This is a genomic window from Pseudomonas sp. A-RE-22, from assembly GCF_019956035.1.
GTDB lineage: Bacteria > Pseudomonadota > Gammaproteobacteria > Pseudomonadales > Pseudomonadaceae > Aquipseudomonas > Aquipseudomonas brassicacearum.
The window spans coordinates 225,422-246,246 of the sequence record NZ_JAHBCZ010000033.1 but is presented as its reverse complement, the minus strand read 5'-3'; the positions used below and the strand labels follow the sequence as shown (position 1 = coordinate 246,246).

Annotated in this window: 17 protein-coding genes, 1 pseudogene and 1 riboswitch; of the genes and pseudogenes, 10 read left to right on the top strand and 8 right to left on the bottom strand. The window is 62.0% G+C overall.

Going from position 1 to position 20,825, the window contains the following annotated elements:
- Positions 1 to 105 precede the first annotated feature (105 nt).
- Positions 106 to 1,275, top strand: a complete 1,170-nt coding sequence (locus KGA89_RS17775; protein ID WP_223472155.1) for an MFS transporter — start codon at positions 106 to 108, stop codon at positions 1,273 to 1,275.
- Here the strand turns inward: KGA89_RS17775 and KGA89_RS17770 are convergent.
- A complete protein-coding gene (locus KGA89_RS17770) occupies positions 1,226 to 2,110 on the bottom strand; it encodes a formate/nitrite transporter family protein (RefSeq protein ID WP_223472154.1) in 885 nt (294 codons plus the stop codon). The two genes, KGA89_RS17775 and KGA89_RS17770, sit on opposite strands and share 50 nt — an antisense overlap.
- Before the next feature lie 189 nt (positions 2,111 to 2,299).
- The gene (locus tag KGA89_RS17765) at positions 2,300 to 2,701 is read right to left on the bottom strand and encodes an acyl-CoA thioesterase (protein ID WP_003206420.1); all 402 of its coding nucleotides are present in this window, start codon (positions 2,699 to 2,701) and stop codon (positions 2,300 to 2,302) included.
- 192 nt (positions 2,702 to 2,893) lie between these two features.
- A riboswitch (S-adenosyl-L-homocysteine riboswitch) is annotated at positions 2,894 to 3,001 on the top strand.
- Between the two features lie 23 nt (positions 3,002 to 3,024).
- On the opposite strand from KGA89_RS17765, the gene ahcY reads away from it, so the two are divergent.
- The 5 genes and pseudogenes from ahcY (at position 3,025) to KGA89_RS17740 (ending at position 9,626) form a co-directional block, all read left to right on the top strand.
- Complete coding sequence (gene ahcY / locus KGA89_RS17760; protein ID WP_223472153.1) at positions 3,025 to 4,434, top strand: adenosylhomocysteinase; 1,410 nt, start codon at positions 3,025 to 3,027, stop codon at positions 4,432 to 4,434.
- 180 nt (positions 4,435 to 4,614) lie between these two features.
- The gene (metF, locus tag KGA89_RS17755; protein ID WP_223472152.1) at positions 4,615 to 5,460 is read left to right on the top strand and encodes a methylenetetrahydrofolate reductase [NAD(P)H]; all 846 of its coding nucleotides are present in this window, start codon (positions 4,615 to 4,617) and stop codon (positions 5,458 to 5,460) included.
- Between the two features lie 83 nt (positions 5,461 to 5,543).
- Positions 5,544 to 6,626, top strand: coding sequence for a hypothetical protein (locus tag KGA89_RS17750; RefSeq protein ID WP_223472151.1), 1,083 nt, complete (start codon positions 5,544 to 5,546; stop codon positions 6,624 to 6,626).
- 89 nt (positions 6,627 to 6,715) lie between these two features.
- Positions 6,716 to 7,526 (top strand): annotated as a pseudogene (locus KGA89_RS17745) (substrate-binding periplasmic protein); the annotation flags it as partial.
- Positions 7,527 to 7,757: 231 nt separating this feature from the next.
- Positions 7,758 to 9,626 (top strand): DEAD/DEAH box helicase, encoded by a 1,869-nt coding sequence (locus KGA89_RS17740; RefSeq protein ID WP_223472150.1) that lies wholly within the window; start codon positions 7,758 to 7,760, stop codon positions 9,624 to 9,626.
- Between the two features lie 277 nt (positions 9,627 to 9,903).
- Here KGA89_RS17740 and KGA89_RS17735 read toward each other — a convergent pair whose 3' ends face one another.
- The 3 genes from KGA89_RS17735 to KGA89_RS17725 form a co-directional block, all read right to left on the bottom strand.
- Positions 9,904 to 10,500 carry a YceI family protein gene (locus KGA89_RS17735; protein WP_003206427.1) on the bottom strand — a complete coding sequence of 199 codons (597 nt, stop codon included), beginning with the start codon at positions 10,498 to 10,500 and terminating at the stop codon, positions 9,904 to 9,906.
- Between the two features lie 32 nt (positions 10,501 to 10,532).
- Positions 10,533 to 11,084 (bottom strand): cytochrome b, encoded by a 552-nt coding sequence (locus tag KGA89_RS17730; RefSeq protein WP_214509960.1) that lies wholly within the window; start codon positions 11,082 to 11,084, stop codon positions 10,533 to 10,535.
- Positions 11,085 to 11,375: 291 nt separating this feature from the next.
- The gene (locus tag KGA89_RS17725; RefSeq protein WP_223472149.1) at positions 11,376 to 13,133 is read right to left on the bottom strand and encodes a flavin monoamine oxidase family protein; all 1,758 of its coding nucleotides are present in this window, start codon (positions 13,131 to 13,133) and stop codon (positions 11,376 to 11,378) included.
- Positions 13,134 to 13,380: 247 nt separating this feature from the next.
- On the opposite strand from KGA89_RS17725, the gene KGA89_RS17720 reads away from it, so the two are divergent.
- Positions 13,381 to 14,787, top strand: a complete 1,407-nt coding sequence (locus KGA89_RS17720) for an adenosylmethionine--8-amino-7-oxononanoate transaminase (RefSeq protein ID WP_003206433.1) — start codon at positions 13,381 to 13,383, stop codon at positions 14,785 to 14,787.
- 133 nt (positions 14,788 to 14,920) lie between these two features.
- Positions 14,921 to 15,640: a 16S rRNA (uracil(1498)-N(3))-methyltransferase gene (locus KGA89_RS17715; protein ID WP_223472148.1), complete on the top strand. Its 720-nt coding sequence runs from the start codon at positions 14,921 to 14,923 to the stop codon at positions 15,638 to 15,640.
- Between the two features lie 111 nt (positions 15,641 to 15,751).
- On the opposite strand, the gene KGA89_RS17710 is transcribed toward KGA89_RS17715, so the two are convergent.
- Both KGA89_RS17710 and KGA89_RS17705 read right to left on the bottom strand, forming a co-directional pair.
- Positions 15,752 to 16,654 (bottom strand): transporter substrate-binding domain-containing protein, encoded by a 903-nt coding sequence (locus KGA89_RS17710; RefSeq protein ID WP_223472147.1) that lies wholly within the window; start codon positions 16,652 to 16,654, stop codon positions 15,752 to 15,754.
- A 21-nt stretch (positions 16,655 to 16,675) separates the two neighbouring features.
- On the bottom strand, positions 16,676 to 17,917 hold the full coding sequence (locus tag KGA89_RS17705; RefSeq protein WP_223472187.1) for a D-amino acid dehydrogenase: 1,242 nt from the start codon (positions 17,915 to 17,917) through the stop codon (positions 16,676 to 16,678).
- A gap of 105 nt (positions 17,918 to 18,022) precedes the next feature.
- Between KGA89_RS17705 and KGA89_RS17700 the strand changes: the two genes are divergently transcribed.
- Complete coding sequence (locus tag KGA89_RS17700) at positions 18,023 to 18,946, top strand: LysR family transcriptional regulator (protein WP_223472146.1); 924 nt, start codon at positions 18,023 to 18,025, stop codon at positions 18,944 to 18,946.
- Here the strand turns inward: KGA89_RS17700 and trhA are convergent.
- Positions 18,943 to 19,560: a PAQR family membrane homeostasis protein TrhA gene (trhA, locus tag KGA89_RS17695; RefSeq protein ID WP_003206441.1), complete on the bottom strand. Its 618-nt coding sequence runs from the start codon at positions 19,558 to 19,560 to the stop codon at positions 18,943 to 18,945. The two genes, KGA89_RS17700 and trhA, sit on opposite strands and share 4 nt — an antisense overlap.
- Positions 19,561 to 19,812: 252 nt before the next feature.
- On the opposite strand from trhA, the gene KGA89_RS17690 reads away from it, so the two are divergent.
- Positions 19,813 to 20,727 carry a LysR substrate-binding domain-containing protein gene (locus tag KGA89_RS17690; RefSeq protein WP_223472145.1) on the top strand — a complete coding sequence of 305 codons (915 nt, stop codon included), beginning with the start codon at positions 19,813 to 19,815 and terminating at the stop codon, positions 20,725 to 20,727.
- Positions 20,728 to 20,825 lie beyond the last annotated feature (98 nt).

The window sequence follows — 20,825 nt, the reverse complement described above, 5'->3', positions numbered from 1 at the left end:
TACACATATTCCAATAATCTCGCTGTTGCCCCGCTCATTCGAATGGGGGCGCCGGCATGCGTATGCCTGATCAGAGCGTCAAGACTACAGACAGAGACCTTGCGCATGCCACTCGCCTTGCTTGCTTTGGCCGTCGCCGCTTTCGGCATCGGCACGACTGAATTCGTCATCATGGGCCTGTTGCCCGATGTCGCCCGGGACCTGGCCGTGAGCATTCCCCAGGCCGGGCTACTGATTACTGGCTACGCCCTGGGCGTGGTGTTCGGCGCGCCGATCCTGGCGATTGGCACCGCCAACATGCCGCGCAAGGCCACGCTGCTGGGCATGACCCTGATGTTCATTCTCGGCAATGTGCTCTGCGCCCTGGCGCCGAACTATGCCACGCTGATGGCCGCCCGAGTCATTACTGCGCTGTGCCACGGAGCGTTCTTTGGCATCGGCTCGGTGGTGGCGGCCGGGTTGGTGGCGCCGAACAAACGGGCCCAGGCGATTGCCATGATGTTCACCGGCCTGACCCTGGCTAACGTGCTGGGCGTACCGTTGGGCACGGCGTTGGGACAATACGCCGGTTGGCGCTCGACGTTCTGGGCGGTATCGGTGATCGGCGTGATCGCCGCCATCGCCCAATGGGCCTGGCTGCCCAAGGAAATCCCCATGGACAAAGCCAACCTGGCCAGCGAGTTCAAGGTGCTGGGCAAGATCAACGTGTTGCTCGCCCTGGGCATGAGCGTGCTGGCCTCCACCAGTTTGTTCAGCGTGTTCACCTACATCGCGCCGATCCTGCAGGACATCACCGGGGTCAGCCCCCACGGCATCACCATCATGTTGCTGTTGTTCGGTGTCGGCCTGACAGCGGGCAGTTTCCTCGGCGGGCGCTTGGCGGACCGGCGCCTGCTACCTTCGCTGGTGGCCATGGCCCTGGCCGTGGTGCTGGTGTTGGCCGCGTTCAGCCAGACCAGCCAATCGGTGATTCCGGCGGCGATCACCCTGGTGCTGTGGGGGATCTTCGCCTTCGCCCTGTGCCCGATCCTGCAACTGCTGATCATCGACCAGGCCTTTGAGGCGCCGAACCTCGGCTCGACCCTGAACCAGAGCGCCTTCAACCTCGGCAACGCGGCCGGAGCATGGATTGGTGGGTTGGTCGTCGCCAGTGGTGCCGACTTGGCGGATTTGCCGTGGACCGGGGCCCTGGTGGGCGGGCTAACCGTACTGGCCGCGCTGTATTTTATTTATCGCCAGCGTCATCTCGGCGCTGCGGCAGGCCTTGCCGACTGAGGGGCGTATTGGTCTCGCTGCGCACCTGTGCGTGGCTGATCAGCGCAAAGATGAAACTGCCGCCGATGATATTCCCCGCCAACGTCGGCCCGGCAAACACCATCCAGAAATCCTCCCATGACAACTGGCCGGCGAACACCAGGTACGACACTTCGGCCGAGCCGACGACGATGTGAGTGAAATCCCCGAGCGCCATGAGGTAGGTGATCAGGATGATGATCCACATCTTGGCGCTTTCCATGGACGGGATCATCCAGACCATGGTGGCGATCATCCAGCCGGAGATGATGCCCTTGGCGAACATCTGGCCGGTGTCGTTTTCCATGACCTTGCGGCCGATCTCCAGGAAAGCCTGGTCAGTGCGCTGATCGAAGATCGGCAAGTGCAACATCACGTACGCCACCAGCAAGGTGCCGCACAGGTTGCCCACCAGCACCACGCCCCAAAGCCGCAACAGCCGGCCGAAATTGCCCAGCGTGGGCTTGCTCATGATCGGCAACACGGCGGTCAGGGTGTTTTCGGTGAACAGTTGCTGGCGGCCCAGGATCACCGCGAGAAAGCCGGCACAGTAACCGAAACTGGCGATCACCTTGAAGCCTTCGTGGTCCGGCAGCCGGGAGTTGAGCAATCCCATTGCCATCAGCGACAGGCCCATGGTCAATCCCGCCGCCAGGGCCGACCACCAGAGCGCGGCGATACTGCGCTCCAGCTCCTGGTTGCCCTGGGTGCGGATGATTTCATGCAACACGGCTGCCCGCGGTGGCTGGCTGCGGTCGACTTCATGCTGCTCCTGAGCCGAAAGGTCAGGGGTCTTGCCTTCTTCATGGGTGTCCATACAGCTCCTGAACCGGTGGCGTGATGTACCTACGACACGCGGCGTTCGGAGCTGTTCAGTTACCTCAGCCTGAAACCGCCATCGCGAGCAAGCTCGCTCCCACAGGGAGACGGCGGTGAGCACAAATCCCGTGAACACACCGAAATCAATGTGGGAGCGAGCTTGCTCGCGATAGCAGCGCCGTCGATCTCACTCGACGACAGCATCCTTGAACTGATCCTTGACGTACTTGATCTCGGTCCGCCCATGAGGCGCGGGCAGGCCGTCTTCGCCGAGATTGACAAAGACCATCTTCTCCACGGTCAGGATGCTCTTGCGGGTGATTTTGTTGCGCACCTCGCAGGTCAGGGTGATGGAAGTACGGCCAAACTCGGTGGCGGTGATGCCCAGCTCGATGATGTCGCCCTGGCGCGAAGCGCTGACGAAATTGATTTCCGAGATGTACTTGGTGACCACGCGCTGGTTACCGAGCTGGACGATGGCGTAGATCGCCGCCTCCTCGTCGATCCAGCGCAACAGGCTGCCGCCGAACAGTGTGCCGTTGGGGTTGAGGTCTTCGGGCTTGACCCATTTGCGGGTGTGGAAATTCATGATCACTCCTGAGTGTCTGGCCGTTGGATTGCTGCATCATGGCAGACCGCACGGTCAGGCTCTACGTCGCGGGCCCTATGACGGTCATCGGCATTTTCGATTTGCCGACAGAAACCCTTTTGGAAGATCCGATTAGCCCGTTATAATCGCAACCGCTTTACCTCGGTCCACCCTTTGGACCGTTCCCGCCACCTGTCCGAGGGGCGCTGCAGCAGGCTCGACCTGTCAGGCTCGGATGGGGCGTTGTTTGTACGGGGGCTCCCCGCACGGACACTAAACGCACAACGGCGCCCATTCGCATACATTACGAATGGAGGCTCTTCATGAGCGCTGTTATCACGCCTGCCGATTTTACCGACTACAAAGTCGCCGACATGTCCCTGGCTGCCTGGGGCCGTCGCGAAATCATCATCGCCGAATCCGAAATGCCAGCCCTGATGGGCCTGCGCCGCAAGTACTCTGGCGAACAGCCATTGAAGGGCGCGAAGATCCTCGGCTGCATCCACATGACCATCCAGACCGCCGTGCTGATCGAAACCCTGGTTGCCCTGGGTGCCGAAGTGCGCTGGTCGTCCTGCAACATCTTCTCGACCCAGGACCAGGCCGCTGCCGCCATCGCCGCCGCCGGTATCCCGGTATTCGCCTGGAAAGGCGAGACCGAGCAAGAGTACGAGTGGTGCCTGGAGCAGACCATCCTCAAGGATGGCCAGCCGTGGGACACCAACATGATCCTCGACGACGGCGGCGACCTGACCGAGCTGCTGCACAAGAAGTACGCAGCCGTGCTGGAAAACGTCCACGGCGTGACCGAAGAAACCACCACTGGCGTGCACCGCCTGCTGGACATGCTGGCCAAGGGCGAACTGAAGATCCCGGCCATCAACGTCAACGACTCGGTAACCAAGAGCAAGAACGACAACAAGTACGGCTGCCGTCACAGCCTCAACGACGCCATCAAGCGCGGCACCGACCACCTGTTGTCGGGCAAGCAGGCGCTGGTGATCGGCTACGGTGACGTGGGCAAGGGTTCGGCCCAGTCCCTGCGTCAGGAAGGCATGATCGTCAAGGTGTCCGAAGTCGATCCGATCTGCGCCATGCAGGCCTGCATGGACGGTTTCGAGCTGGTTTCGCCGTTCATCGACGGGATCAACGACGGCACCGAAGCCAGCATCGACAAGGCCCTGCTGGGCAAGATCGACCTGATCGTGACCACCACCGGCAACGTCAACGTCTGCGACGCCAACATGCTCAAGGCCCTGAAGAAGCGCGCCGTGGTCTGCAACATCGGTCACTTCGACAATGAAATCGACACCGCTTTCATGCGCAAGAACTGGGCATGGGAAGAAGTGAAGCCGCAGGTCCACAAGGTGCACCGCACTGGCACCGGCAGCTTCGACCCACAGAACGATGACTACCTGATCCTGCTGGCTGAAGGCCGCCTGGTTAACCTGGGCAACGCCACCGGCCACCCAAGCCGCATCATGGACGGCTCGTTCGCCAACCAGGTCCTGGCCCAGATCTTCCTGTTCGGCCAGAAATACGCCGACCTGTCGCCGACCCAGAAAGCCGAGCGCCTGACCGTGGAAGTACTGCCCAAGAAACTCGACGAAGAAGTGGCCCTGGAAATGGTCCGCGGTTTCGGCGGCGTGGTCACCAAACTGACCAAGCAACAGGCTGACTACATCGGCGTTACCGTCGAAGGCCCGTTCAAGCCGCACGCTTACCGCTACTAATAGGCGCCCTTCCCTTTGGGGGCAGGCCTGTGGGAGCAAAGCTTGCTCGCGATGCAGACACCTCGATCCAGCTATCGGACCGAGGCGATGCCAATCGCGAGCAGGCTCGCTCCCACATAAACCCGCTCCCACAAGGGATGTGCGAGCCTCTCCGGCTTACGAGCTTCCAAGGATATGACCATGTCCCAAGACCGTCGCTACAGCTTCGAGTTCTTCCCGACGAAGACCGATGCTGGACATGAAAAACTGATCGCCACTGCCCGTCAGCTGGCCAGCTACAACCCCGACTTCTTCTCCTGCACCTATGGCGCCGGCGGTTCGACCCGTGACCGCACCATGAACACCGTGTTGCAGCTCGAAAGCGAAGTCAAAGTTCCCGCCGCCCCCCACCTGTCTTGCGTGGGTGACAGCAAGGACGACCTGCGCAGCCTGCTGACCCAATACAAGGCCGCTGGCATCAAGCGCATCGTTGCCCTGCGCGGCGACCTGCCGTCAGGCATGGGCATGGCCAGCGGCGAGCTGCGCCACGCCAACGAACTGGTGAGTTTCATTCGTGAAGAAACTGGCGAGCACTTCCACATCGAAGTGGCTGCGTATCCGGAAATGCACCCCCAGGCGCGCAATTTCGAAGACGATCTGCGCAACTTCGTGCGCAAAGCCAACGCTGGCGCCAGCAGCGCGATCACCCAGTACTTCTTCAACGCCGACAGTTACTTCTACTTCGTCGAGCGCATACGCCAGTTGGGCGTCGACATTCCTGTGGTGCCGGGCATCATGCCGATCACCAACTACAGCAAGCTGGCGCGCTTCTCCGACGCGTGCGGTGCAGAAATCCCACGCTGGATCCGCAAGCAGCTGGAAGCCTACGGCGACGACTCCTCCAGCATCCAAAGCTTTGGCGAGGAAGTCATCACGCAAATGTGTGAGCGTTTGTTACAAGGTGGTGCACCGGGGCTGCATTTCTATACCCTTAACCAGGCCGAACCCAGCCTCGCGGTATGGAACAACCTCAAGCTGCCGCGCTGAATGACTTAATGCGGTGGTACAAAGAGGCCTTGGCGAAAACCAAGGCTTTTTTTTAAGCAAGGAAATCCGGAGGATTGCAATAGATGCCTAATGGTCACAGGCTAACGACCCCACAACTCATTTACCTGGTCTACGGGGCCGAAACCTATCACCAGGAAGCGTTGTTCAGCATCGCCAGCGCGGTGGCCGGCCTGCGCAAGACGCCGGACGAAGCATTGGATATCCAGGTATTCACCGACAATCCCGCGCCGTACGAAGGGCTGCCGGTGCGTTTGCGCCCGTTGGACAACGAGACCCGCCAGGCCTGGATCGAACCCTACGGTTATCACTTCCGCGCCAAGCATGTGGTGATGCAGAAAGTCCTTGAAGAAGCAGAAGTGGCGCTGCTGATCGACACCGACACTTTTTTCCACTACTCGCCCCTAGAACTGTTCCGCCGTGTGCAGCCTGGCACACTGCTGTGCAACGCCTTCGGCATGAATTATGGCGCCAACAAGGATGCCGGGTTGTACCAGACACTGGCCGACACACTGCGCCAGCGGCAATTGGCAGACGACGACATGCCCCTGTTGAACTCGGGGGTCATTGGGCTCAACTGCGCCGATGCGTCAGTCCTGGGTCGCTCGATCGCCCTGATGGATGAACTGTATCCATTGGCGCAGGGTGCCTACACACTCGAAGAGTTCTGCCTTTCGGTGGCAGCCTATCGCTCGGTGCAGGTGCGCGAATGCCCGGATCTGATCCATCATTACTGGAGTCGCAAGCAACTGTTCCGCGCCAAGACCAAAGCCTGGCTCGACAAACACCGTGACGCGCCGGTCTGCCAACAGGCTTTGGATGAAACCGGCCAAGTGACCGCAACGCTGCCCCGGCCGCCGGGCCTCCAGCGCCTGGCCTACAAGCTCATCACCCTGGCACTGCCCAGCCATAAACGCCAATTCATGCGCGAGATCCTCTACGGCTGCTATCGCCACACCAACCAGTTCGATCAAGCCTGCGCCCCGGTCTGGTGGGAAAAAGCCCTGGAGAACGTCGAACACCGGCTGAAAAAACCATTGCACGACCATGAGCTCAAACGCTGGCTCAATCATCCACTGATTCGCCTGGTACTGGGCGAGCGCCGCGAAACCATCTACGAGCACCTGATGCAGGCGAAGGGCAATTAGTGGCATGTGTGGTTGGCTCGTTAGTTGCCACCAGGGCGCAGGCCAGAGCGCTCTAGCTATTTGATGAGCTCTCGTCGTAACCTCAGGCCATGCCCGTCATTGTCCAGTTGCTGACCACCCTTCTTCTCTTGTGCCTGAGCATGACTGCCCGGGCCGAGAAGTTGCGCATTGTCACCGAACCCTGGGCGCCGTATGTCTACGAAGAGAACGGCAAGATGCTGGGCCTGGACTACGAAACCACGGCCATCGTGTTCAAGCGCCTGGGCATCGACGTGGAATGGCAGTTCCTGCCGTGGAAGCGCTGCCTGGTGATGCTGGAGCAAGGGTTGGCGGACGGTGCGCTGGACATTTTCCACAGCGATGAACGCGATGCCACGCTGCTTTACCCCAGCGAACCGCTGTCGGACGTGGAGTTCGTGATGTTCTACGCCAATGCCCGGCCCCATCCGTTTCGCACGCTCGATGACCTGGGCGGCCTGACCGTCGGCACCTCACCCGGCTATCTCTACAGTCAGGCCTTCAGTGAGTCGACCCTGTTCACCCGGGAAACAGCGCCGACCCACGAAGCCAATTTCGGCAAGCTACAGCTGGGACGCATCGACCTGCTCATCACCGACCGCAGGGTGGGACGACATGTGCTCGAACAAATGCAATTGGGCGACCAGATCACCGAAAACCCGATGGTCGTGAGCCGTCAAAGCCAATACCTGGCGGTGCGGCGCAACGCCGGGATGGATTTGCTGGTGCAACGCTTCAGTGCCGAACTCAAGCGTTTCAAGCGCGAACCCGCCTATGCCGAACTGAGCGCCCGCTACGGCGCCGGCCCAGTGGCCGAGGTCATCTCGCCCGGGCGGGTCAACGTTGAAATAAACCGTTGAGCAGCAGGAAAGCGGCGCACGGCGTTTGCTCTGTTATACTCCGGCCTTCCCGCCAGGCTCACGCCCGGACGCCCGGCCTTGCAAAAGGCATCCCGACACCGCTACAGCGCCGCCTACGGCCCGCGCGAGCCTTGTCCGGATCCGCCTTCTTGGCCCGGCAGGACCGGACGGGATGACGTCTTTTTGTTGAACGTCATTCGCGCCAGGCAAGACTATCCCATTGGGCCAGGCCCTCACTAAAACAGGATTACTCATGTCCTTTGCTTCCCTCGGTCTCTCCGAGGCTTTAGTCGGCGCCATCGAAGCCGCCGGCTATACCCAGCCTACCCCGGTGCAACAGCGGGCCATTCCCGCCGTGTTGCAAGGTCGCGACCTGATGGTCGCGGCGCAGACAGGTACTGGTAAAACCGGCGGTTTCGCCCTTCCGATCCTGGAGCGGTTGTTCCCCAACGGTCACCCAGACAAATCCCAGCGTCATGGCCCGCGCCAACCGCGCGTACTGGTCCTGACCCCAACCCGCGAACTGGCGGCCCAGGTACACGAGAGCTTCAAGGTCTACGCTCGCGACCTGAAGTTCGTCAGCGCCTGCATTTTTGGCGGTGTCGGTATGAACCCCCAGGTCCAGGCCATGTCCCGTGGCGTCGATGTACTGGTTGCCTGCCCCGGTCGCCTGCTGGACCTGGCCGGCCAGGGCAGCGTCGATTTGTCCCACGTGGAAATCCTCGTGCTGGACGAAGCCGACCGCATGCTCGACATGGGCTTTGTCCATGACGTGAAGAAAGTCCTCGCTCGCCTGCCCGCCAAGCGTCAGAACCTGCTGTTTTCGGCGACGTTCTCCAAGGACATCACCGACCTGGCTGGCAAGCTGCTGCATAACCCGGAGCGAATCGAAGTCACGCCACCGAACACCACGGTCGAGCGCATCGAGCAACGCGTCTTCCGCCTGCCGGCCAGCCACAAACGTGCCCTGCTGGCGCACCTGATTACCGCTGGTGCCTGGGAACAGGTCCTGGTGTTCACGCGCACCAAGCACGGCGCCAACCGCCTGGCCGAGTACCTGGACAAGCACGGCCTGCCGGCTGTTGCAATCCACGGTAACAAGAGCCAGAACGCCCGCACCAAGGCCCTCGCCGACTTCAAGGCCGGCGAAGTGCGCATCCTGGTGGCCACCGACATCGCGGCCCGTGGCCTGGACATCGACCAGTTGCCTCACGTGGTCAACTTCGAGCTGCCAAACGTCGATGAGGACTACGTGCACCGTATCGGCCGTACCGGCCGGGCCGGTCGTTCGGGCGAGGCGATCTCGTTGGTCGCACCGGACGAAGAAAAGCTGCTCAAAAGCATCGAGCGCATGACCAAGCAGAAAATTGCCGACGGCGACCTGATGGGCTTCGACGCCAGCACCATCGAGGCCGAGAAGCCTGAAGTACGCGAACGTCCGGACGTGCGCAATCCGCGCAATGCCCGTGGCCCGCGCGGCGACGGTCCGAATGGCGGCGGTGGTGGCGGTGGACGCAAGGACAAAGGCAAGGACAAGGGCAAGGAAAAACCGGCCAGCAACAGCAATGGCCGTGGCGAACGCCCAACCCGCGAGCAGAAGCCTCGCGAAGGCACGCCAGCCCGTGAACAGCAGCGTCCAGCCCCACGCGCCGCAGCCGATCGTGCCCCGGACGAGTTCCTGGACGACGATATCGATAACTTCGGTAACCGAGTCGACTACGTGCCACAGCAGAAACCGGCCCAAGGCCGTGGTCGTCGCCCGGGTGCCCCGGCACAGGGTGCAGCTGCAGGCGCGCCGCGCAGCGGCCAGCCACAAGGTCGCCAGAATGGTCCGCGCAACAGCAATGGCTCGTCCACCGGTACGCCACCGGCCAAGCGCAGCGGCCCACGCAACGGTGCCCCGCGTGACGGCCAGGCTCGCCGCGATGACACCCGCCCGCGCCGTCCGGCCCGTGACGACCAGCCTCGCCAGGAACCCGCCGTGCAGAACCCGCGCAGCAACCAGCCGAAGATCGTGCACAAGGAATCGAAAGCCGATCGCTTCCCGACGCCTGAACAGCTGGATCAACTGCCAAGCCGTCCACGGGGCGAAAAACCGGCATTGCTGACACGCAATCGCTGAGTTTTTCCAAACCTTGAAAAATGCCCCAGGTCTCGCGACCTGGGGCTTTTTTTTGGCCCAACACAATTCCAATGTGGGAGCGAGCTTGCTCGCGATAGCGATATATCAGTCAACATCGAAGTCGGCTGGCATGACGCCATCGCGAGCTAGCTAGCTAGCTAGCTAGCTAGCTAGCTAGCTAGCTAGCTCCCACAGGGTTCTCCGTGTTGCCCGAATCCGGGTAATAAAAAACGCCCCTGATCGCAAGACCAGGGGCGTTTTTTGTCAGGCGCGAAGGTTACTTCGCTTTGACACCTTCAAACGAGATATACAGCTCAACTGCGTCGGATTGTGGCCCCAGGTCCATCATCTTGCCGAAGTCGGAACGCTTGATGCTGGTGGTGCCCTCGAAGCCAGCACGGTAGCCGCCCCATGGATCCTTGCCTTCGCCCAGGAACGTGGCCTTGACCACGATTGGCTTGGTCACGCCGTGCAGCGTCAGGTCACCCGTCACGTCTGCAGTGTCTTTGCCATCAGCGTTCTTGCCGGTGGACTTGACGCTGGTGGACACGAACTTGGCATCGGCAAACTTGCCTACGTCCAGGAAGTCCTTGCTGGCGATGTGCTTGTCGCGCTCGGCGTGGTTGGTGAACACGCTGGCGGTACGTACGTTGAACTCGATCTTGCTGGCCTCAGGCTTGGCGGCGTCAAAGCTGAACTTGCCGTCGATGTCCTTGAATGTACCGGTAATGTAGCTATAGCCCAGGTGGCTGATCTTGAAGTCGACGAAGGCGTGCTGGCCTTCCTTGTCGACTACGTAGTCAGCAGCCATGGCCTGACCGGCCGACAGCAGGGCAGAACCGATTGCCAGGGCGGCGAGCGTCTTTTTCAACATGCTTTCTATTCCTTTGGAGTCGAGGTTGAACATCAGGCTTGGCGCCCCAGCATTCGCTTGAGGGTCGCGTCACGGTCGATAAAGTGGTGTTTCAATGCTGCCAACGCATGAAGGCCGGAGAAAATTACCAACGCCCACGCCAGGTAGAGGTGAATCTGGCCAGCGACGTCTGCCTGATCGGGCAGTCCGGACACCAGCGCGGGTACTTCAAACAAACCAAACACCGGGATCCCGACACCGTCTGCGGTGGAAATCAGGTAACCGGCAATCATCACCGCGAACAACCCGAGATACAGTGCGCTATGACCGAGCTTGGCACCGGCGCGGGTCAGGCGGCCATAGGTCGGCAGGGTCGGTGGCGGCGGGCTGACAACGCGCCAGATCACCCGCAGCAACATGACCGCCAGCAGCACCAGGCCAATGCTCTTGTGCAGGTCCGGTGCGTCTTTGCGCCAGGTGCTGTAGTAATCCAGGCCAACCATCCACAGGCCCAGGGCAAACAGCCCGTAGACCGCCAGCGCAACGCCCCAGTGCAAAGCGATACTGACCCAGCCATAGCGAGAAGAAGAGTTGCGTAGCTGCATTGCTCATTTCCTGTAAAAACTGCGATCAAGACTAGCGAGTTATCTATCGATTTAAAGCGGAAAATTTCGCTTTGAAATATCGAGAAATACGATCATCAGTCTGGAAGGGGTGGGTTAAGGAAAGATTAAAACCAATACAAGGCGTTATATCAGGAAGGGCCTCATCGCGAGCAAGCTCGCTCCCACACTGGCCAAGCGCAATTCCTGTGGGAGCGGGCTTGCTCGCGATAGCAGTTCTACAGGCAAAAAAAAGCGCGGCTGACACGTCGCGCTTTTTTCTGTCACCGAGCCTTACTGAGCCTTGGTCTCAGTCGCCGCCGGTGTTGTCGCTGCCGGCTTGGCCGCCGGTTTCTTCGTCGGAGTGGCTTTCTTCACTGGCGCTTTTTTAGCCGGAGCCTTGGCGGCTGGTTTTTTCGCCGCGGGTTTGGCCGCTGCTTTCTTGGCTGGCTCAACCTTCGCCGGGGCTGGTGCAGGTGGTTCCACCGGTGCCGGCGCAGGAGCGGGTGCAGGCACTGGAGCAGGCGCTACCGGTTCCGGTGCCTTGACCGGCTCTGGCTTCTTGTCGTCATCCGAGCCACCAAACAGGTTGGTGAAGAAGTTGCCCTTCTTCGCCGCCACTGCACCAGCAGCCGCCGCCGTTGCAACTGGCGCGACCTTGGCCGGCTCGAACGACTTGCCCGCCGCCAGGTCTTCAACCTGGCTGGCGGCCCGTTGACCGCTGCGCAGCGCGCCTTCAAGGGTGCCGGGATACAGGGTGTCGGTGTGTTCACCGGCAAAGGCTACGCGCTGCAATGGCTTTTCCCACAGGCGCCAGTACTTGCTGATCTGGCCCGGGCCAAAGGCCAGGTACGCACCGCCCATGGACGGGTCGGTGCTGTAGCGGCGGATTTCGTAGCCGGTGAACGCGCCACGGGCCTGTGGATAAAACGCGTGCAGACGGATCAGCACCTGATCGACCATCTGCTTGTCGCCGAAGGCCTGCATCACCCGGGCGTTGTCGCCGGACAGGTTGATGACTACGTTGGCACCGCCCTTCAAGGCCGGTTCGATCCACATCATGCCCAGGCCGGCATTGCTGTAGATCTCACCCGACATGCGCGCCTTGCTGTCCCAGACCGGGGTCTTGAACTTGAGCATGATCTGGTCGCGCCAGCCGTAGTTGGTGCCCTTGATCGCGCCTTGGTGCTGGGCGTCCAGGGCCGGGGTCAACTGGATCTTGTTCAGCGCCCGCAGCGGCACCGCCAGCACCACGTAGTCAGCCTGATAGCCAACGGCGCCAACCTTGACGGTCACCCCGTCCTTGTCCTGGGAGATGGCCGACACGGGCGAATTGGTCTTGATGGTTTTCAGTTGCTTGACGAACGCCTGGGCCAGGACCGGGCTACCGCCGAGCAGGCGCGAGGCCCGCAGGTCGCGGTCGGACACGCCGCGATAGACGCGATTCTGCTGGGCGAAATACAGCAGCGACAGACGCGAAGGTTCGTCATAACGGGTGCGAATCTCCTGGTTCACCAACTGCCGCGCCGTGGCCGGCAGTTGCAGACGGTCGAGCCAGTTGGACACAGTGATCTGGTCCAGCGCGTGCAGTGTGCTGGTCGCCGCCGGGTTCTGCGGGTCTTCGATGGAGCGCGCCAGGTCGTCCAGGGTGGTTTCGTAGCGCTTGAGGGCTTCGGCGGTGGCCGGCTGTTTGGTCGCCAGGTCCGCGGCGGTGAAGTAAGTGCCGTCGATCAGATAGCTGGGGGTACGCACGAACTCCGGCGCCGGCGTGGTGCTCAGCTTGAAGGTGGAGACGTACTTGTTCAGCACCGGCTGGGTCTTCTCGTTGCCGATCCACTCGCTGGTGGCCATGCCCGAACGACCGCCCAGGTCCGGCTTGGCTTCCAGCAACGTCACGAGCCAGCCTTTGTTCTGCAACTCATAGGCCGCCGTGAGCCCCGCCAGGCCGCCGCCGATGACGATGGCCGTCGGTTGTTTGTCCTTGGCCAGCGCCGAAACGCTGAACAGCCCTATCATCACCAGCGCACAGGCGCGCAGCCAACCAGCAGACATTCAACGAACTCCGGATTAAAACGTGGGAAATTTCAGTTTTCGAGCCAGGCGGCTCTCGGTTTTTCGAGCCAGTCGGCTCAGGGAACGGCGAAGAATACGTCAGCCATCAAAACGCCGCCAGCGACGTCTATCGCCTCGTTCAAAGTAGTGGGAATGACACAATGGGTTGTCCGCGGGGCCGCCATTGCATAGGCTTGCGCGATTGTTTTGCCCGCGCCCGCCGCGAGCCGCCTCGAGGAGACTGTAAATGGGCCTGAATAACCAGTGGATGCAACGCGACCTCGCGGTGCTATGGCATCCCTGCACCCAGATGAAAGACCACGAACAGCTGCCGCTGATCCCCATCAAGCGCGGTGAAGGCGTGTGGCTGGAAGATTTCGAAGGCAAGCGCTATCTCGATGCCGTCAGCTCCTGGTGGGTCAACGTGTTCGGCCACGCCAACCCGCGCATCAACCAGCGCATCAAGGACCAGGTCGATCAGTTGGAGCATGTGATTCTCGCCGGCTTCAGTCACCAGCCGGTGATCGAGCTGTCCGAGCGCCTGGTGAAGATGACGCCCGAAGGCCTGACCCGGTGCTTCTACGCCGATAACGGCTCGTCCTGCATCGAAGTGGCGATGAAGATGAGCTTCCATTACTGGATCAATCGCGGCCGGCCGGACAAGAAGCGCTTCGTCACCCTGAGCAACAGTTACCACGGCGAAACCATCGCGGCGATGTCGGTGGGCGATGTGCCGTTGTTCACTGAAACCTACAAGGCCTTGTTGCTGGACACGATCAAGGTGCCGAGCCCCGACTGCTACCACCGCCCCGAAGGCATGGGCTGGGAAGAACATTCACGCAACATGTTCGCAGCCATGGAACAGACCCTGGCCGAGCACCACGACACGGTGGCGGCAGTGATCGTCGAACCGCTGATCCAGGGCGCCGGCGGCATGCGCATGTACCATCCGGTGTACCTGAAGTTGTTGCGCGAGGCCTGCGACCGCTATGGCGTGCACCTGATCCACGACGAAATCGCCGTCGGCTTTGGCCGTACCGGGACGATGTTCGCCTGTGAGCAGGCCGGCATCACGCCGGATTTCCTCTGCCTGTCCAAGGCCCTGACCGGCGGTTACCTGCCGCTGGCCGCGTGCGTGACCACCGACGAGGTCTACAGCGCGTTCTACGACGACTACCCGACCCTGCGCGCCTTCCTGCATTCCCACAGCTACACCGGCAACCCACTGGCCTGCGCGGCGGCCCTGGCGACGCTGGACATCTTCGAAGAAGACAACGTCATCGAAAACAACAAGGCCCTGGCCCAACGCATGGCGAGCGCCACCGCGCACCTGGCCGACCACCCGAACGTCGCCGAAGTGCGCCAGACCGGCATGGTGCTGGCGATCGAGATGGTCAAGGACAAAGCCAGCAAAACCGCTTATCCGTGGCAGGAACGGCGCGGCCTGAGTGTGTTCCAGCATGCCTTGGAGCGTGGTGCCTTGCTGCGGCCGCTGGGCAGCGTGGTGTATTTCCTGCCGCCGTACGTCATCACCCCGGAGCAGATCGACTTCCTGGCCGAAGTGGCCAGCGAAGGCATCGACATCGCCACCCGGGACAAGGTCAGCGTGGCGGTGCCGAAGGACTTCCACCCGGGTTATCGCGACCCGGGCTGAGCCCTGAACTTCTCGTTCCCACGCTCTGCGTGGGAATGCATCCCGTGACGCTCCGCGTCACATCCACAGCGGACGCAGAGCGTCCATGGCGGCATTCCCACGCAGAGCGTGGGAACGATCGAGAGAACAAAACATGAGACTGTCCCGCTTCTTCATCGACGCGCCCCTGAGCCTCGGCGACCACGAACTGCCTGAAGCCCAGGCCCACTACATCGGCCGTGTGCTGCGCATGGCCGAGGGCGATGCGGTGCAGGTGTTCGATGGCTCGGGCCAGGAGTTTCGCGGCACCCTGGCCGAGGTCGGCAAGAAACGCGTGCGGGTGCAATTGGACGAGCAGTTCGCCGGACAACCTGAATCACCACTGCGCATTCACCTCGGCCAAGGCCTGTCCCGAGGCGAGCGCATGGATTGGGCGATCCAGAAAGCCACGGAGCTGGGGGTCAGTGAGATCACGCCGATTTTCAGCGAACGCTGCGAAGTGCGCCTCAAGGACGAGCGCGCCGACAAGCGCCTGCTGCACTGGCGCCAGGTGGCAATCAGCGCCTGCGAGCAATGCGGGCGCTCGAACGTGCCGGTCATCCACCCGCCCCTGCTACTGGCTGACTGGCTGAAACAGACCGAGGCCGAGCTGAGGCTGGTGCTGCATCCGGTGGCCGAGCCGCTGGTCAGCCATGACAAACCGTCGACATTGGCGTTCCTGATTGGTCCTGAAGGCGGTTTGTCGGACGCCGAAGTCGAACAGGCCAAGACCGCCGGCTACCACGCCGCCCGCCTCGGCCCTCGCGTGCTGCGCACTGAAACCGCGCCAGTAGTGGCGCTGGCGGTGGCGCAGCAGTTGTGGGGGGATTTCTAGAGTCGAATATAGAACCCATGTGGGAACGAGCTTGCTCGCGATAGCAGTGGGTCATTCAACATCGATGCTGACTGATCCGGCGCTATCGCGAGCACGCTCGCTCCCACAGGCCTACTGCACCGGCTCGCTGGTCGGCTTGGCGATGATCGCCTTCAACTCGCTGGTCATCGGGAATTCCAGGTTCAGGCCCTTGGGTGGAATCGGTTTCTGGAACCAACGGTCGTAAATGTCGTTGATCTCCCCCGACTTGTACAAATCAGCCAGGGTCGCATTGACCAGCGCCAGGAATTGCGGGTCGTCCTTGCGCACCATGCAGCTATAGATTTCCCGTGATTGCTCTTGCCCCACCACCACCCATTTGTGCGGGTCGCGGGCCTTGGCCCGTTCACCGTATAGCAACGCATCGTCCATGTAGAATGCCGCCGCCCGGCCTGTCTCGAGCATCTGGAAGGATTCGCCGTGGTCCTTGGCGCTGATGATGAACATCTCGGCGTTGTTGTCCTGGTTGTAGCTTTTCAGGAAGCGTTCGTTGGTGGTGCCGGCGGTGGTGACCACGTTCTTGCCGCGCAGGTCGGCGAAGCTGTGGATGCCACTGTCCTTGGCCGTCAGCAACTGGCCCTTCACATAGATGAAACCGTAGGAAAACGCCACTTGCTTCTGCCGCTCGGCCGTCACCCCGGTAGAGCCGCACTCCAGGTCCACGGTGCCGTTCTGCACCAGTGGAATGCGGGTCTGGGACGTGACTAGGTTGTACTTCACGTCCAGTTGCGGCAACGCCAGCTGGGTCTTGATCCGCTCGACAATCTTGCCCGCCAGTTCCACCGAGTAACCCATCGGCTGGCCGCCGCTGTCACCGACGTAGGAAAACGGTACCGAAGCGTCGCGATAGCCCAGGGTAATGCTGCGGGTGCTGGCGATCTTGTCCAGTGTGCCGGCCGGGGGTGCTTCATTGGCATGGGCCTGGACGCTTAACAACAGGCTCAGGGTGCAGCCGATCAACGTGATTTTTTGCATTGTTATTCTCCGTTGGGTGGGTCAGGCGGCGCGGGGCGTCAGGCCCTGCAAGTCGATGGAAGGCGTGTGCTGGCCGATCAGCTCGCTGAGCAAGCGAGCGCTGCCACACGCCAGGGTAAAGCCCAAGGCCCCATGGCCGAGGTTGAGCCACAGGTTACGGTAGCCGGTGGCGCCGATCAGCGGCACGCCGCTGGGGGTCGCCGGGCGCATGCCGGCCCATTCGACGGCGCGCGAGTAATCCCCACCTTGGGGGAAGGTTTCCAGGGCCTGGCGCTTGATCAGGGCCAGGCGCTTGGGGTCCGGCGTCGGGTCGAAACCGACGATGTCCACCATCGCCGCAACGCGCAGCTGTTCGCCGATGCGCGCGTAGACGACCTTGCGGTCATAGTCGGTGATGCTCAACTGGGGGGCCCGATGCTGTGGACCAATGGGCACGGTCAGGCTGTAGCCCTTGAGCGGATACAGCGGCATCCGCACCCCGGGCAATGCAAGCGCCGCGCTGCGATGGCCGGCGGCAATCACCAGTTGCTCCACCGGCAGCCGCTGACCGTCCAGCACAATGGCCTGCACCGCACCGTCGACGTGTTCGATGCCGCTGACCGGGTGCCCCAACAGGAACTCGCAGCGCCCCGAAGCTCGCAAACGTGCCGCCAATTGCTGGCAGAAGGCATGGCAATCGGCGACCTCCTCAGCCGGCGTGTAGACCCCGCCCACGTACGGCACGCCGGCCAGGGCCGGTTCCAGGTTCGCGCACTCGATGGGGCCAAGCACCTGCTGGTGGGCACTGTCCAGCAACCCCTGCCGCGCACGCTGGAAATGCCTCGCGTCGCGAAACGTCACTAGCTTGCCGTTGCGCCGCCAGTTGAAACCGTCGAGGCGGTCTTGCTCGCGCCAGTCCTGCAAAGTCGCCTGGCTCAACAGCGCCAGGCGCAACAGGTGGGCGCCGTTACGCCGGTTGACCGAGGTCCGGCAGGCGCCGATGAACGCGGCCATCCAGCGCCACTGCGCCGGGTCCAGGCGCGGTCGCAACTTGAGCGGCGAATCACCGCGCAGCATCCATCCCAGCGCCTGCCAGGGCACCCCGGCGTCCGCCAGCGGGGTGACGTAGCGATAGGACAACTGGCCACCGTTGGCGAAACTGGTCTCGCTGCCCAAGGTCTCCCGGGCCTCCACCAGCGTCACGTCGACGCCGTCGCGCACCAGTGCATAAGCCGTCGCCAGCCCGACCACGCCACCACCGATGATGCAAACCCGCTGTGCCATGTCCATCTCACATCCGTTTTCAGTGGCTTGAGGTTAGGGCCAGGTGACAGGCCTCGAACAATGAATAAAGATGGACTCCCTATAAACAAAGGTTATGGGCTCGCCATGCGTCTTCGCCATATCGAGATATTCCAGGCCATCCGCCAGGCCGGCTCCATCAGCGGTGCGGCCCAACTGCTGCATGTTTCGCAACCGGCGGTGACCAAAGTGTTGCAGCATGCCGAGCAGCAATTGGGGTTTGCGTTGTTTCTGCGGGTGCGTGGCAAGTTGCAGGCCACGCCTGAGGCGCTGGAGCTTGAGCGCGAAGTCGATAAGGTCAGCGAGAGCCTGCAAGGTGTCCGGCGCCTTGCCCAGAGCCTGCGGCGCGAGCCGGGCCACAGCCTGCGGATCGGCGCGACACCGGCCCTGGCCCTGTCGCTGCTGCCTGCGGCGGTTCATCAATGGACACAGCGTTATCCGGACATCGCCTGCGAATTGTCCAGCGCCCACAGCCGCGAACTGGTGCAGAACCTGTTGATGCGCGAAATCGACGTCGCCCTGACCCTGCAACCGCCCGATCATCCGGGACTCAAGGCCCAGGCCCTGGCCAGCGGTGTGCTGGTGGCCCTGGCGCCGAGCGGGCATTGGACCGACGCACAGGTGGGCCGGCCGATGCCCTTGCAGGCACTGGCCGGTGCACCGTTGATCGGCCTGTCCAGCGCCGACCCGCTGTCGGCCAGGCTGGACGGCTATCTCAAGGCCGTGGAACCGCCGCCGCGTATCAGCATCGCCGTACAGACGTATTCATTGGCCCGGGCCATGGTCGAGTCCGGTGCCGGGCTGGCGGTGATCGACCCGTTCACTGCCCTCGGTGCCTCGAACACCCGCACGGCCATCCGGCCGTTGTCGCCACCGCTGCCCATTTCCCTGTATGCCGTGACCCGGGCCAACGAGGCGCCGGTGCACACCCTCGGCGCGTTGCTGGACATTTTCGCCAGCCAGGCCCAGGCGCAACTGGATCGCCTATTCGCGGTGGCGGGACGTCGTTAGAGCACGTAGAGCAGGATCGCCACGAAGTGCAACAAGCTGCCGGCGATCACAAACAGGTGCCAGATCCCGTGGGCGTGGCGCAGCCGATGGTCGAGGGCGAAAAATATGATGCCCACGGTGTACAACACGCCGCCCGAGGCCAGCCAGGCAAATCCGGTGCTGCCCAGGGCCGCCAGCAGCGGCTTGACCGCCACCAGCACGATCCAGCCCATCACGGCGTAGATGACGATCGACAGGATCCGCGCTTCGGAACGCGGCTTGATCTCCTGCAGGATCCCGATCAGTGCCAGCCCCCAGACGATCCCGAACAAGGTCCAGCCCCACGGCCCGCGCAGGGTCACCAGGCAGAATGGCGTATAGCTGCCGGCGATCAGCAGGTAGATCGAAAAGTGATCGACCTTCTGCATGATGGCTTTTTTGCGACCGCGCACGCTGTGGTAAACCGTCGAAGCGCTGTACAGCACCAGCAAGGTGAACCCGTAGATCGCCACGCTGACGATCTTCCACGGATCGCCCGCCATCCCGGCAATCACCAGCAACCACACCGCCCCGATAAAAGCCGCCACCGCCCCGACCAAGTGCGTCCAGGCGTTGAGTCGTTCCCCGTGATACATCCAGTCCCACCTCACATTCCAGAACAGACGCCAAGGCTCAGGCCTGGCGCGTCAAAGTGCAATGCTTTGCTTGCTGTGGAAGCAAGGCTAATGATCGTTCCCACGCTCCGCGTGGGAATGCAGCCGGGGACGCTCCGCGTCCCGAAGCGGACGCAGAGCGTCCCTTGAGGCATTCCCACGCAGAGCGTGGGAACGATCACATCCCAAGACCGATTGGGGCACAATCGGGTAATACGAATAAGAGTCCGCCCCATGCTGATCGACGAAGAATTGACCCTGAAGAAACTCGAGGTATTCCTGGCCTTCATGCGCACCGGCAACCTGGCGCGAGCGGCGGCCGAGCTGCAGACCAGCAACGTCAGTGTGCACCGGGCCATTCACTCGCTGGAGAGCGCCCTGCGTTGCCCGTTGTTCAAGCACGAAGGCCGCAACCTCACGCCGCTGGAAAGCGCTTATGTGCTGGAGGAGCGGGCACAGAAGCTGATCCAGGACGTGATCGAAAGCGTACGCCTGACCCGCGAAGCCGCCGGCTTCTCCGCCGAACGCTTCAAGCTCGGCTCGCTGTATTCGTTGACGGTCAAGACCGTGCCGCAACTGATCATGGGCCTGAAAATCCGCCGCAGCGAGCTCAATATCGACCTGATCCTGGGTTCGAACATCGACCTGCTGTACAAGCTCAAGAACATGGAGGTGGACGCGATCCTGATCTCCCTGGACGACAGCGTGAACGATCCGGATTGCGAGCATATCGAGCTGTTTTCCGACGACATCTTCCTCGCCACACCGGCCGACTCACCCTTTGCCCAACGCACTGAAGTCGATCTGGCCGAGGTGCGCGACGAGACGTTCATCACTCTGACCCAGGGTTTTGCCACGCACCAGGACGGTATCCGGGTGTTCAAGCAGGCGGGGTTCGAACCGAAGGTGGCGATGCAGGTCAACGACATCTTCACCCTGCTGAGCATGGTCAGCTCCGGGGTGGGCTATGCGTTGTTGCCGGGGCGAATTGCGGCGGTGTATGAAAACCGGGTGAAATTGATCCCGTTGCAGGAAAGGTATCGGCTACAACAGCGCATTGGCGTGGTGTTCCTGAAAGCCAAGGAGCGTGATCCGAATTTGCTGGCGCTGTTGGCTGAGTGTCGGATGTATGCCAATCGCCAGGTTTGACACCGTGTTGCCTTCATCGCGAGCAGGCTCGCTCCCACATTGGATCGGTGTTCACAAATCCCCTGTGGGAGCGAGCCTGCTCGCGATGAGGACAGCCC